General features: G+C 60.9%; 13 protein-coding genes. 5 read left to right on the forward strand and 8 right to left on the reverse strand.

Features of this window, described 5'->3' with window-relative positions; all coding sequences use genetic code 11:
- Positions 1-43: 43 nt before the first annotated feature.
- The 5 genes from era to OHL11_RS06705 all read right to left on the reverse strand — a co-directional run bounded on the left by era (position 44) and on the right by OHL11_RS06705 (position 4,718).
- Positions 44-1,165, reverse strand: a complete 1,122-nt coding sequence (gene era / locus OHL11_RS06685; protein ID WP_263370720.1) for a GTPase Era — start codon at positions 1,163-1,165, stop codon at positions 44-46.
- A 35-nt stretch (positions 1,166-1,200) separates the two neighbouring features.
- Entirely contained in the window at positions 1,201-2,556 is a 1,356-nt protein-coding gene (locus tag OHL11_RS06690) for a hemolysin family protein (protein WP_263370721.1), read from the reverse strand.
- A complete protein-coding gene (gene ybeY, locus OHL11_RS06695; RefSeq protein WP_263370722.1) occupies positions 2,553-3,068 on the reverse strand; it encodes an rRNA maturation RNase YbeY in 516 nt (171 codons plus the stop codon). The genes OHL11_RS06690 and ybeY overlap by 4 nt, the downstream gene beginning before the upstream one ends.
- 220 nt (positions 3,069-3,288) lie before the next feature.
- A complete protein-coding gene (locus tag OHL11_RS06700) occupies positions 3,289-4,320 on the reverse strand; it encodes a PhoH family protein (RefSeq protein ID WP_263370723.1) in 1,032 nt (343 codons plus the stop codon).
- Entirely contained in the window at positions 4,314-4,718 is a 405-nt protein-coding gene (locus tag OHL11_RS06705) for a hypothetical protein (protein ID WP_263370724.1), read from the reverse strand. Before OHL11_RS06705 ends, OHL11_RS06700 begins: the two co-directional genes overlap by 7 nt.
- Before the next feature lie 209 nt (positions 4,719-4,927).
- Between OHL11_RS06705 and OHL11_RS06710 the strand changes: the two genes are divergently transcribed.
- From OHL11_RS06710 to OHL11_RS06720, 3 genes are all read left to right on the forward strand, one after another.
- On the forward strand, positions 4,928-5,224 hold the full coding sequence (locus OHL11_RS06710; RefSeq protein WP_263370725.1) for a hypothetical protein: 297 nt from the start codon (positions 4,928-4,930) through the stop codon (positions 5,222-5,224).
- A gap of 128 nt (positions 5,225-5,352) precedes the next feature.
- Positions 5,353-5,625: a 30S ribosomal protein S20 gene (gene rpsT, locus OHL11_RS06715; RefSeq protein ID WP_263370726.1), complete on the forward strand. Its 273-nt coding sequence runs from the start codon at positions 5,353-5,355 to the stop codon at positions 5,623-5,625.
- Positions 5,626-5,730: 105 nt separating this feature from the next.
- Positions 5,731-6,150 (forward strand): hypothetical protein, encoded by a 420-nt coding sequence (locus OHL11_RS06720; protein WP_263370727.1) that lies wholly within the window; start codon positions 5,731-5,733, stop codon positions 6,148-6,150.
- Here OHL11_RS06720 and OHL11_RS06725 read toward each other — a convergent pair whose 3' ends face one another.
- A complete protein-coding gene (locus OHL11_RS06725; RefSeq protein ID WP_263370728.1) occupies positions 6,151-7,659 on the reverse strand; it encodes a hypothetical protein in 1,509 nt (502 codons plus the stop codon). It abuts the gene before it with no gap.
- 143 nt (positions 7,660-7,802) lie between these two features.
- On the opposite strand from OHL11_RS06725, the gene OHL11_RS06730 reads away from it, so the two are divergent.
- Positions 7,803-9,866 (forward strand): M13 family metallopeptidase, encoded by a 2,064-nt coding sequence (locus tag OHL11_RS06730; protein ID WP_263370729.1) that lies wholly within the window; start codon positions 7,803-7,805, stop codon positions 9,864-9,866.
- A gap of 64 nt (positions 9,867-9,930) precedes the next feature.
- Here the strand turns inward: OHL11_RS06730 and OHL11_RS06735 are convergent, their stop codons facing one another.
- Complete coding sequence (locus OHL11_RS06735) at positions 9,931-10,911, reverse strand: hypothetical protein (RefSeq protein ID WP_263370730.1); 981 nt, start codon at positions 10,909-10,911, stop codon at positions 9,931-9,933.
- 263 nt (positions 10,912-11,174) lie between these two features.
- Between OHL11_RS06735 and OHL11_RS06740 the strand changes: the two genes are divergently transcribed.
- Positions 11,175-11,783 carry a UbiX family flavin prenyltransferase gene (locus OHL11_RS06740; protein WP_263370731.1) on the forward strand — a complete coding sequence of 203 codons (609 nt, stop codon included), beginning with the start codon at positions 11,175-11,177 and terminating at the stop codon, positions 11,781-11,783.
- Here OHL11_RS06740 and OHL11_RS06745 read toward each other — a convergent pair.
- Positions 11,780-12,748: an alpha/beta fold hydrolase gene (locus tag OHL11_RS06745; RefSeq protein ID WP_263370732.1), complete on the reverse strand. Its 969-nt coding sequence runs from the start codon at positions 12,746-12,748 to the stop codon at positions 11,780-11,782. The two genes, OHL11_RS06740 and OHL11_RS06745, sit on opposite strands and share 4 nt — an antisense overlap.
- Between the last annotated feature and the right edge of the window lie 21 nt (positions 12,749-12,769).

The raw sequence follows: 12,769 nt of genomic DNA on the forward strand, positions 1-12,769 counted from the left end.
CGCTTGCATCATTGCTGCCCGGTGGATGGCGATCCTGAGCCGCCTATTTTTCTTCAGCCCCGTCCTCTTCACCGAAGTCCGGGAAGTCCACCGCTTCCGCACTTTCGGCCAGCGACATCGAGCGACCCTGCTTCTCCGCGAGCTGCTCGAGCTGTCGACGCCAATCCAGATCGTCGACGAACACACGCTTCGTGCGCCAATCCTCTTCGACCTTCACAAACAGTTCGAGGAAGACACGCGTTCCCAGCAGCGACTCGATGTCCTTACGCGCCGCCGAGCCAATCTGTTTCAGCATCGTGCCCTGCTTGCCGATCAGGATCGCCTTCTGTCCCGCACGCTCGCAGTAGATCGCCGCGGCGATCTTCGTCACCGGCAGCTTGCCATCCTTGCCTTTGCGCATCGACGCCGGCTCTTCGTACTTCTCGATCACCACCGCCGCCGCGTACGGCACCTCTTCGCCCGTCAGCATCAGAATCTTCTCGCGGATCAACTCCGCCACCAGGAAGCGCTCTGGCTGATCGGTCAACTGGTCCTTCGGGAAGTAGCGCTGGCCCTCGGGCAGCTTCTCCACCACCTTGTCCAGCAGCAGCTCCAGACCGTCTTTCTTGCGCGCCGAAATCGGAATCACGTCCGCAAACTTGTGCAGCGTCGACCAATGTTGAATGATCGGCAGCAGGTCAGCGCGCGGCACAGAATCAATCTTGTTCAGCACGAGGATCACCGGACAATCTAGCTTCTGCACGAGCTGCAGTGCGAAGTCGTCCTCTGCCTTCGACTTGCGGCGTCGCTGCACGCCGGGTTTCTTCTCATCCTGCTCGAAGACCTCATCGCCGTGGATGCGATGCGTCGCGTCCACGATGAACAGCACGACATCGCGCGACTCCAGCGCGTCGTGAACTTCCTGCATCATGCGCTTGTCGAGCTGCGTGTCCGGCTTGTGCACGCCCGGCGTGTCGACCATCACGACCTGCGCCATCGAGCGTCCAGCGTCGGAGCTGGTCTTCTTGCGCAGCGGCAGTTCCAGCACGCCTTGGATGCGCGTACGCGTCGTCTGCGGTTTATGCGTGACGATCGCCAGCTTCTGCCCAAGCAGCGCGTTCAGCAGCGTCGATTTGCCCGCGTTCGGGCGACCCACAATAGAAACAAATCCGGAGCGAAGAGCCATAGAGGTCTATTGTATGGCGATACGTTGCCGCGATCTTACTCAACTTCACCGCGAGTGAGCTTCACGCGCACTTTCTCGATCAGGCGATCAGTCGACTCCATCACCTCGATGCGCAGCGGACCGTCCTCCACCACCTCGCCCGGCAGCGGAATATGCCCAGCCATCTCACTCACCAGGCCGCCCACCGTCGTCGCATCATACTCTGCCAGCAGCGGCGTCAGGCTCTGCTCGGCAATCTCCGCCTCGGGCGCCATATCCGCACCGTCCTCGTCGTCGCCGTACTCGCCATCATCTTCCGTTTCCTTCTCTTCCATGAAGAGCTCGCGCAGGCGGCTCACATCAAAGGACCCCGGCAGCACCCAGCTTCCGTCCTCTTCCTTCACCGGAGCATCATCTTCGGCCGTGTCGTGCTCGTCCTCAATGTTGCCGACGATCGCCTCCAGCAAGTCCTCAATCGTCACCAGACCGGCCACGCCGCCATACTCATCGATCACGATGCCAAGGTGCTGCTTCTTACTCTGCATCTCGCGCAGCAGCTCATTGACCTTCTTCGTCTCCGGCACAAACGCCACAGGCTTCTGCAGGCTCGCCACCGTACGACGCTTCGCATCTTCGTCCTGCACCTTCAGCAGATCGCGCGCAAAAGCCACGCCCGAAATCTTGTCCAGCGACTCGACATATACCGGCACGCGCGAGAAGCCGTGCTCATTCACCGCCGTTGTAAATTCCTCAAGCGACATGCGGCTCGGCACCGCGAAGATCTCCGGCCGCGGCGTCATCACTTCGCGCACGATCTTGTCGCCAAACTCCACGACGAGGCGCACCAACTCGCGGTCCTCTTCGTCCAGCACACCCTCTTCTTCGCCCGCCTCGAGTAACGCATCCACCGCTTCGCTCGGATGCTCGTCCTCTTCTTCCTCTTCCTCTGCGAGTGCCGCGATCGAGAGCACGAGGCTCAGCGTCAGCGTGATCGGCAACGCCAGATAGAAGAGCGCCTGCACGACCCAGCGAATACGGATAACCCATTCGCCACGCGTGCGCGTGAAGAAGATCTGCGGGATCAGACGATCGAAGATCACCAGCACCAGCAGCAGTTCGAAAACAGCCGTCGCGATCGTGCTCGTGGAACGCGCCTCCACGACACGTAAACGAATCGCCAGCAGGAACGCGATCGCCAGCAACAGCAACTGACGCAACACCGACGCCGACAACGCCGCAGACTCCGGCGCCAGCTTCAGCTTCGGCTCCACGCGCCGCTCCCACACGTCGATGTTCTCCGTGTACTCGCGCGAGAGGAATTTACCCATCTCGAAGTAAATGCGATCGATGTAGGCGGTCAGCGCCAGCAGGCACAACAGCACGAGAAAGACGATGCCGAAGGTCGCATTCATCGGCGTGCCGCCTTCTTCGCAGCGTCTTTCATAGCCTGCGTCTTCGGCGCTTCCACGCGCGCGATCAAACCGTTGGGTAGACGCAGCTTCTTGCGAAGTTCCGCTTCGCGCGCTGCCATCTCGCCGCTGTCCACCTCGTGGTCCATACCGTTGAGATGCAACATGCCATGCAACAGCAGCACGCGCAGCTCCGTCGCCAGATCATGCCCATGTTCGTCGGCCTGCTTCTGCGCAGTCTCGAGCGAAACCGCAAGATCGCCCGCAGTAACCTCGGCGAGCTCTTCCATCGCAGGAAAGCTCAACACATCGGTGGCTTTGTTTTTGCCGCGATACTCGCGGTTCAACCGCCGCAACATGCGGTCGTCGGCAAGCAGCACAGCGATCTCACCGCGCAAGCCGACCTGCGTTTGCGCTGCGCGAACAAATCGCGAGAGTCCGGCCTTCGACAGCCCGAGCTCCCGCCACGGATCGCTTGCTTCAGCAACGCTGCGTGGGGGTTCCAACGTAATCATGGTTGCCTTCGATGCTATCGCATCGAGCCGCCGCCCTACTGACATTCTGAGTCAGCGACTCGCTGACAGTCTGTAAGGAGCATCAGGACCGCTTCGACGATCACTCGCAGGCGGTCGATCTAAACTCGCCATCTCTACTCCGGCACGTTGAACTGTGCCAAACGCAAACGCCCCACTCGCGACGATGAAGCTGTCACGAATGGGGCGTCCGCAGTGGATTCTAGTGCTTGGTAAATGCGCCCGGCTTCGTCGGTTCACGCTTCGACACCGGCCCCGCGGCTTCGATACCCAGCGGCAACTGTTCGGCAGCCTTGTAGGTGTCGTAAGCGCGGACAATCCGCTGCACCAGCGCATGACGCACCACATCCACCGCTTCGAAGTGACAGAAGCGAATGCCTTCCACGCCGTCGAGCACATGCAGCGCTTCATACAGTCCGCTCTTCGACGCAACAGGCAGATCGATCTGCGAAAGATCGCCTGTGATCACTGTCTTCGAGCCATTGCCGAGACGCGTGAGGAACATTTTCATCTGCTCATTGGTCGTGTTCTGCGCTTCGTCCATGATGATGAACGCATCGTTCAACGTACGACCACGCATGAACGCCAGCGGCGCTATCTCGATGACATTCGTCTCCAGCATCTTGTCGACCTTCACCGGGTCGAGCAGATCATAGAGCGCGTCATACAGCGGACGCATGTATGGGTCGACCTTCTCCTGCAGCGAACCCGGCAGGAAGCCGAGACGCTCGCCCGCTTCCACCGCCGGACGCACCAGGATGATGCGCGAAACCTTCTTCGCCAGCAGCGCGCTCACCGCCATCGCCACCGCAAGATACGTCTTGCCCGTACCCGCCGGCCCAAGGCCAAAGACCATGTCGTTCGCCTCAATGGCTTCGACATACTTGCCCTGGTTCGCCGTGCGCGGGCTCACGAGCTTCTTCGTTCCCGCCGAGCGCTGCTTGCCGCTATCGATCAGTCCACGCAGCGTCGCCGTAGGATCGGCCACAACCATCTTCAGCAAGCCATGCAGCTCGCCGTTGTGCGGGTGAACGCCCGACTTTCGGAGCGTCTCAAAGTCGTTGAAGATGCCTTCCACACGCGCCACATCTTCCGCAGCGCCCATGATCTGAATCGACTCAGAACGCAGGTCGATCTGCACATGCAAACCATCTTCCATCAGGCGAAGGTTCTCGTCGCGCGTGCCATACAGCGGCTCAATACCGGGCGTAAGGGGAAGTGACTTTTTCACCAAAGGCGTACCTGACCTCCGTCAGAGGACTGCTCAATATTGGATGTGCGTGAATGAGATCGGATGCCCGCACCGCAGACCGGCCACGCGAAGAGTTTCGCGTTCTGCAGTACCGTCACCGAGTTGGCGTAGGTTGCCAATGGAGGAGCGATCTTGCCGAAACAATAACCCCCAGTACCTAACTCGTCAAGAGAAAGCTGTGTAAATACCGGCAGAAACCTGAAGAAGCCAGAGATCAACCCGTCAACCGAGCTGAATACTGCTAATCGATGGCAGCGGCGATGAAAAGGCGCTAAGTCACGCAAAACTCTTACAAATAAGCCTCGAAATCTTGTGACATACTTGGCCACAACCATGCCTCGTTGGATATCAAGTTTGCGACCTCCATTGATCTCGCTCATAGCGTGGTCGGTTTCTCTCCCTGCTGCATGGCTTCTGATCGGACTCCCTGGCTCTTGCGGATTCACCGGAAGGTTCGGCGATGCGGTGGCGAGTGTCATTGGGTTTGGCGCAACATTCATCGTTGCGATACTGCCACTTCCACTCATCTTCCTCAGCGCATTTTGGCTAGTTCTGGTTCTCGGCGTCCGCGTTCAAAAGAGAGGTCTCCGTGCCTCGAGTTAATTTCGACCCGAAGATGGCACTCAAGAGCTTGGCCACCTGCGTTGGCGCGCTCGTTCTGTTGACGCCCTTCTTCGGCACGCCCGGAATTTGCGGGCTCACTGGCGGCATCATGGCGAAGCTCTTCCCCACGAGCGATTTTGTAGGGATCAGTGGAGTGGTTCTCTTCTTCGCGACGCTGCTTTGCGCAGCCATTAGCATCGTTTGGCTCATCATCGCGCTGATCGTATACGGCATACGTGCCGCCAGAGCCCAAGAGCGTGACATTTCCCGCAAAACCCCATAGAATCAAACCTGCAGAGGCGCGGCTTGCACTGTCGTTGATTCCGCTCTCGCGGAGTCCGTCATCGGCCACCAGTCTGCATCCCATTTTCCCGACAACCGGGCAAAAAGAAAGTGTAGGAAACCCTACCCATGGCAAATCACGTATCGTCCCTGAAGCGCGCTCGTCAAACCGAGAAGAAGACCGCCGTTAACCGCGCCAACAAGTCCAAGCTCCGTGGCACGCTCCGCCTCATCCGCGAAGCAATCACCGCTGGCAACAAGGAAGCCATCGTGGCTCAGTACCGCGTTACCGTGTCGATCCTCGACAAGAGCGTGCAGAAGGGTGTCCTGCACAAGAACACCGCAAGCCGCTACAAGAGCCGCCTGAACGCACGCGTCAAGGCTGCTGTCGTCAAGGCATAAGCTCAGTTCCAAAGCATTTCGAAACGGTCAGCCTTCGGGCTGGCCGTTTTCACTTGTGCGTCACGTTCCGGCTCCGGCAAAATGTATCGCATCAGGAGACATTCATTGAACCGCGCCCTTGTGCTTTCCTTTTGCTGCGCTTTCCTTACAGGCTGTGGTGCCTCACCGAACTCCACCTCATGCGTGCCGCAGGGCTTCCTTATGGATGCGAAGCCCGTCGTTCTTCCGGAACAGATGCCGGACCACACTCTTCCGGCCCCCGGCAATCAGATCGAATTCGAGGCGGCGAAAGGCGCGACGTACGGCCCGAATTGCGTCACATCGATGCTTCTTCATGTCGTGCCAGCCCAATGGACGACATCGGACCCAACCAACGTCAGCATCACCAACACGACCGATAGCAACGGAACGTCTTATGGTCTGGCGACCTGCAAGGGAACCACGCAGGCTAATGCCACCGTAACCGCCACCATCACCGACTCCGGCTTTACTCAGTCGATCCCTATCCCCATCACCTGTAAGTAGCTAATTCCGCGGCGGCAACTTGTCCTGATATTCCGCCTTCTCGCCGGGGTTCAGCAGCGTCGGGCGCTTGCGGGGACCGGTCGCGTCTCCCAGCGTTCCCGGCTCTGCGCCGGATGCTGCAGCGACTGCGCCCTGCCCTGCCTCGGTGCTTGAGGCGATCGGCGTCTGCAAGCTCGCAGCCACCTCCGGCGGGGCCTCCGCCAGGCGCGACAACGACACCTTCGCATCACCCACGGTCGGCGGAGCGAATTTGTTCACCTCGGCAAGCTCCGCGAGGTCCTTCTTCGACGGCGCTGGCAGGTCGTACAACTGCAACTCATCGCCCTCCAGCACCACAAGCTCGCGGCCATCGGCGGTGAGGTCAAAGTTCTCGGCCGTCTCCATCACCGGCGAGAGCGCGAGCTTCAGCAACAGGTCACCGCTCTCCGACTGATACACACGCACTTCCTGGTCGAACGCAGGGCGCGCGCTGGGATCGGGCTGCATCGTTCCCGGCGCCGGAGAGCCGACCGCGGCGCGGCGAAAGCTCATCGCAAAGCGGCCCGCCGCAGGTGCGGTGATGAAGCTCGGAGTCTCCGGAAATGCGGGGAAATCCTCTTCCCAAACTTCATGCCCGTCGAAGCCCAGCACCTGCACGCGAGGGTCCTGACTGATGCCCTGGCAGGAAATCACCGCGAACTGCGAGTGCGACAGAAGACGCGCTCGCGGCGGACAAGCCGACGGCATCTCCCCCATAGCCACCGGCTTCGCCCCGCCAAAGGGGTTGAAGCTGAAGGCCCACACATTGCGGTTCTTTTCTTCAGTCCACAGATATCCATCCGCGTTCATCGGCAGCGCAATCGGAATCGCAGCCTTCACCGCTCCCGCCGGATGCGTCTCGCCGTCTTCGCGGACGCGGAAATAGCTCATCAGGTATTCGGCCTTCGGCTGGTTGTCGGAGGTTTCCCCGAGCTTCACCACAGGCCCATGCTGCTCCTTCGGTGGAAGCTGGCGAATCGCGGCGAAGATCTGGCTGTCCGGCGAAGGAATGATGCTGATCGGCTCTCCCGGCCAATGCTCAAACGCCTTGCGCAGGAAGGGATCCTTGCCGCCCATCTGCGCGCGCACGTCCATGATGCTGAAGAGCTTGCCCATGCGCACGACGAAGCGGCCATCCCCCAGCGCCCAGAGATAACGCGCATGGTCGTGCAGTAGCCACTCGGTAGTGGCGACCACGCTGCCGCTCGGCAAAGTCAGAATCGCCGCGGTCACATTGCGTGCATCGCTGTCGCGCTCCTGCAGGTCCGACCGCTTGACCAGCGTGCGCGAGGAGTACGTCACCAGCAGATGCTCGCTGTCGACGAAGTCCACCGTGAACATCGACGCGCCCACATCAAGCAGGCGTCCGCCCACGGCCGGAGCGCCGAAATCCGACAGCTTGATGCGCGCTACCGGCTCCGGAGCCTTGCTCTTTTTCGGCGCACTGGCACCACAGACCAGCGAGCCAGCCAGGCCCGCAGCCGAAAACATTGCGCACGCCTTTTGCCACGCTCGCCGCATCTTGAACCTCAGATATCTTTTACTCTGGCACAGACGGGGCGACATGCTCAAACGAGCACAGCCGTTTCCGTTCGTTCCACGAAACTTAACACCCCGGAAAGCGAGCCCCATCCTTGCGCCTCAAATTTAGTGTTCTCGCCAGTACCGCGGCCCTGCTGCTTTCACCTCTCGCGCTCCAGGCGCAGGCTCCCAGCACCGCCGCACCCACCGAGATCCCCAAGCCCTCTCCGCTTTTCGACGCCGCCGCGATGGACCGCACCGCCGATCCCTGCACCGACTTCTACAAGTTCTCCTGCGGCAACTTCGCCAAGCTTCATCCGATCCCTAACGACCAGGCCTCGGTCGATCAGTTCTATCTGCTCTTCAACGTGAACACCGCGCGCCTGAACGCCATCCTCAGCGACCTCAGCAAGCCCGGCACCAGGCGCACCGCCATGGAGCAGAAGGTCGGCGATGATTACGCCGCATGTATGGACACCACGCGCATCGAACAGCTTGACCTGAAGCCGATCGAACCGCTGCTCGGCGAGATCGACCGCGTCTCGCTTTCGGGCCTCACCTATCTCGCCGGCGAGTTGCAGCGCATCGGTGTCAACGCCTTCTTCAGCTTCGGCGAGTTGCAAGATTTCAAGGACTCGACCAAGCAGATCGCGTTCATCGATCAGGGTGGGCTTGGCCTGCCCGAGCGCGACTACTACACGCGCACCGGCGACGCCGACAAGAAGCTCCGCGATCAGTACGTCGAGCACATCACCAAGATGCTCTCCTTCATCGGCTACCCGCCGCAGCGCGCTCTCTTCGAGGCGAAGAACATTCTGGCTTTCGAGACCAAGCTTGCCGAAGCACAGATGACCGTCACCGAACGCCGTGACCCGATGAAGATCTATCACCCGGAGACGCTCGCGCAGTTCAACGAGCTGGTACGGGTGCCCTTCGCGCCGTTCTTCGAGGCCATCCATGCTCCGAAGTTCGACACGCTCAACAACGCGAACCCCGATTACTTCCCGAAGCTCGTCGCAGCTATTCACTCCACGCCTATCGATACCCTGCGGGCTTATCTGCGCTATCAGCTCGTCACCACCTACGCGCATGATCTTCCGCAACGCATTGATGCCGAAAACTTCCGCTTCTACGGTACGGTGCTGAACGGTCAGCCTGTGCAGCGCGCGCGCTGGAAGCGCTGCTCGAACATGGTCGACGGCTCGCTCGGCGAAGCTCTCGGTGAAGCCTACGTGGACCGCTACTTCGCTGGCGACTCCAAGGCCAAGGTGCTCGCGATGGTGCATGACATCGAGACCTCGATGGACCGCGACATCAACACCCTCGACTGGATGAGCCCGGAGACGAAGGTCAAAGCCAAGGCCAAGCTCAACCTCATCACCAACAAGATCGGCTACCCCGACAAGTGGCGCGACTACTCGAAGCTCGAGATCTCGCCGTCGGACGCGTTCGGCAACGATCGCCGCGCCAAGGCGTTTGAGAACGATCGCGTGCTGGACAAGATCGGCCAGCCCGTCGATCGCGGCGAGTGGAGCATGACGCCGCCGACCGTCAACGCTTACTACGATCCGTCGATGAACAACATCAACTTCCCCGCCGGCATCCTGCAGCCTGCGTTCTACGACGCAAGCTCGAATGATCTCGCCGCAAACTACGGCCACATGGGCGCGGTCATCGGCCACGAACTCACGCATGGCTTCGATGATCAGGGCGCGCAGTTCGACGGCCAGGGCAACCTCAAGGACTGGTGGAGCGCCGATGACAAGAAGAAGTTTGAGGAGCGCACCGGCTGCCTCGCCACCGAATATGGCGGCTTCACCGCCGTGGACGATGTGAAGGTCAACGGCAAGCTGACGCTTGGCGAAAACACCGCGGACAATGGCGGTGCGACGCTCGCTTTCATGGCTTACCTCGACGCCGCCAAGGCGGCGGGCGTGGACGTGAACGCTAAGGTCGACGGCTTCAACGGCCCGCAGCGTTACTGGATCGCCTTCGCCCAGAACTGGTGCGAGAACTCACGCCCCGAGACGATCCGCCAGCAGGTGCAGACCGATCCGCATTCTCCCAGCCACTTCCGCGCCAACGGCGTCGTCGTGAACCAGCAGGAGTTCCGCAAGGCCTTCGGCTGCAAGGCCGGCACGCCCATGGCTCCGGCCGACGCCTGCCGCGTCTGGTAGTCGTCTCGTGGAAACAAGAAGGCCGGGCATGCAGCCCGGCCTTTCCTTTTGGTTTTCGTCACGCTTAGAACTCGAGCTGAGGCTCTTTCGGAGCGGCCGTATCCACCGGAGTACTCGGAGTTCCCTCGCGCGGCTCCGTTCCGTCCTTCAAGGGCACCCCTGTCTCCTTCGCCCCCGGCACGACCTGTGCTGCGATCGCTTCCTGCGGCGTCGGCACGCCGTTCATCCACTCGTCGTGTACCTCCAGCAGCGGAGCGTCCTTCGGCAGGTGGAAACGCCCTCCGCCGATGTACGCGACCAGCGTGATGATCGCCGTCGGTGGCGAAAGCAGCGTCAGCGGAATGCCGTAAAGCTTTACGAGGCTCTCGGCGACGCCCTTCACATCATGCGAGCGCGGGATCGTCCCCGGCACCTGCGGAATGCGAAAGATCGTGAGCCCGGTTTCCGGATGTTTCTTCGAGTAATGCACCATCGCACGCGCAACAGACTTCGGCGTCGTCATGCCGAGATCTGAGATGAAGTTGCGACGCACCGCGTGCGGATAAAGCCGGTTCACCAGCGTGCGCGCAAAGTCGGCGCAGTTGCGAAACGCTCCGTTGTAATGCTCCGTGTTCGGCAAGCCATTGAAGACCGCGATCAGGTCCGCATCCTGCTCCGGCGTGGAGTTCACCTGAAAGCCATAGATCGTGCGGTCATACGCCGAGCCAACCACCTCATACCAGTTGCCACCCGGAACCTTGCCATCGGGACCATCCGGCGCAATTGCCTCCAGATGTTCGCGGCGATAGCGATCGCGCAACTCATGCTCCAGCGAACGGTCCGCCCACGTCGGGATCTCGGCCACCGCATCTACCGAGTACAGATACGGCACCAAAGGCACCGCGACCCAGTCGTAATGCTCGATACCGTCATAGCGCGAAATCACCACGCCCATCTCACCGGGGCGACAAGGCCGCAGCCGAAGCGGGCCTTCAGCGCAAATGTGGTCGAGATAAACCGCCATGTGCCCCGTGGGATTGATAAACCCCATGTCGCCGTAGGGCATCTCCAGGAGAAGCGAAACTGACGCCGATGCGCGCGTTGGAAGCAAGCTCAACGCCGCGAAAGCCGCTGCTGTTGCAGCACGCTTGAGAGCGGTGGCCAAGCGCGTCGCGCGCGGCTTAACCAATGCCTCTACGCCGCGCTTCTCCTTTTCGGAGAACGGCGTTGATGAAAATCCTTTAGGCGAGGGCACAGTACCATTAGAGCGCAAATGCGCGCGAATGTGTTGCCCATGCCTGCAATGCTCACCTTCAAGAGATAATGAAAATGATGATGTCTTCAAACGCCCCCGTGGAGATCGCCCTTGCGCTGACCGGCGCCAGCGGTGCAATGCTCGCGCAACGAATGCTCCGTGCGCTCGAAGCGGACACGCGCGTTGCACGCGTTCATCTCACAGCCTCTGATGCCGCGCTGCGCGTGATCGCAGAAGAGATGAGCCTCTCTGGCCGCAACGATCTCGCTGAGAAGCTACTTGACTCGCCGGCGAAGAAGACCGTCGCCTACACGCACCAGGACGTCGGCGCACCCATCGCTTCAGGCAGCTATCCGCTCCATGCGATGGTCGTGCTGCCCTGCTCCATGGGAACGCTCGCGGGCATTGCGAACGGCTCTGCCGGCAACCTCATCGAGCGCGCCGCCGATGTCTGCCTCAAGGAACGTCGACGCCTCGTTCTCTGCGTACGCGAGACCCCGTTGAGCCTCATTCACCTGCGCAACATGACGGCGGCGACAGAAGCGGGCGCGACCATCTTCCCCGTCGCACCCACCTTCTACAACCACCCGCAAACGCTTGAGGACATGGCGCAGAACTACGTCGACCGCGTGCTCGCGCACATCGCCCTGCCGCAGTCTGGCGCTTATATCTGGAAGGGTTAGCGGCCCATCGCGGTCAGGGTGCGTACTTGCCCTGCCGGCGCAGGATTCGCCTTGAGATAGTCGGCCGTCGCCGCTGCCACGCGTCCCGCGCAATACAACGGCGCAAGATGCCCACAGCCCTCAACGATATCCAGCTCCGAGTTCGGCACCAGCGTGTGGAACTTTTGCCCCACTGCCAGCGGGACCAAGCGGTCATCCTTGCCCCACACAATCAGCAGCGGCTTGGAGAAATTGCCGAGCTTGTCGTCCAGCGCATCCTTGCGGGTCTTCATGTCGGCCAGTTGCGCATGGATCACCGCCTGGTGCTCCTGCATGGCATCCACGACACCGTCAGCCACACGCTCCGGCAGGCGCTTTGCATGGGGCTCCATCAGCGCAAACAGCTGATACACATCGTCAGCGGACTTCGGCTCAAAGACATTCGCAGGAGGCTCAGGCATTCCCTCGGCCAGCCCCGCAGCGTCGTAGATCACCACGCGATCGATCTTCTCCGGGTGTTCGTTCGCCAGCTTCATCGCGATGAAGCCGCCCATTGACCAACCGCCGAGCGACGTATGCTGCAGACCCAGCGAATCGATGAAGTCGCCGACAAACTTCTCTTCAGCGGCGATCGAATAATCCGCGCCTTCCGGCATCGGCGAACGTCCCGCACCCAGCAGATCCGGAGCATATACATGGAAGCCCGCGCGCTTCAGTTTGCGCAGCATTGGAGCCCAGCTCTCGCTACGGTCTGCAAGGCCATGCACCAGCACCAGCGGAATGCCGCCGCCAGGTGTACTCGCCTCGGCCTCGTAGTAGTGCACGCGGCCCTCAGGCGTCATCACGTAGTTGCTCTGCACGCGAGAAAGGAACAGCCCGAAGTGCGTCACCTGTCGGCTCGTCCACAGCGGCGCTCGCCACAGCAGCAACCCTGCCACCGCGAGCAACAACACCACCAACGCCACCAGACGACCCAACATCTTCATGCGCTTCTCCGTCCTCTTCTC

Origin of the sequence: Granulicella cerasi, from assembly GCF_025685575.1 — a bacterium.
GTDB lineage: Bacteria > Acidobacteriota > Terriglobia > Terriglobales > Acidobacteriaceae > Granulicella > Granulicella cerasi.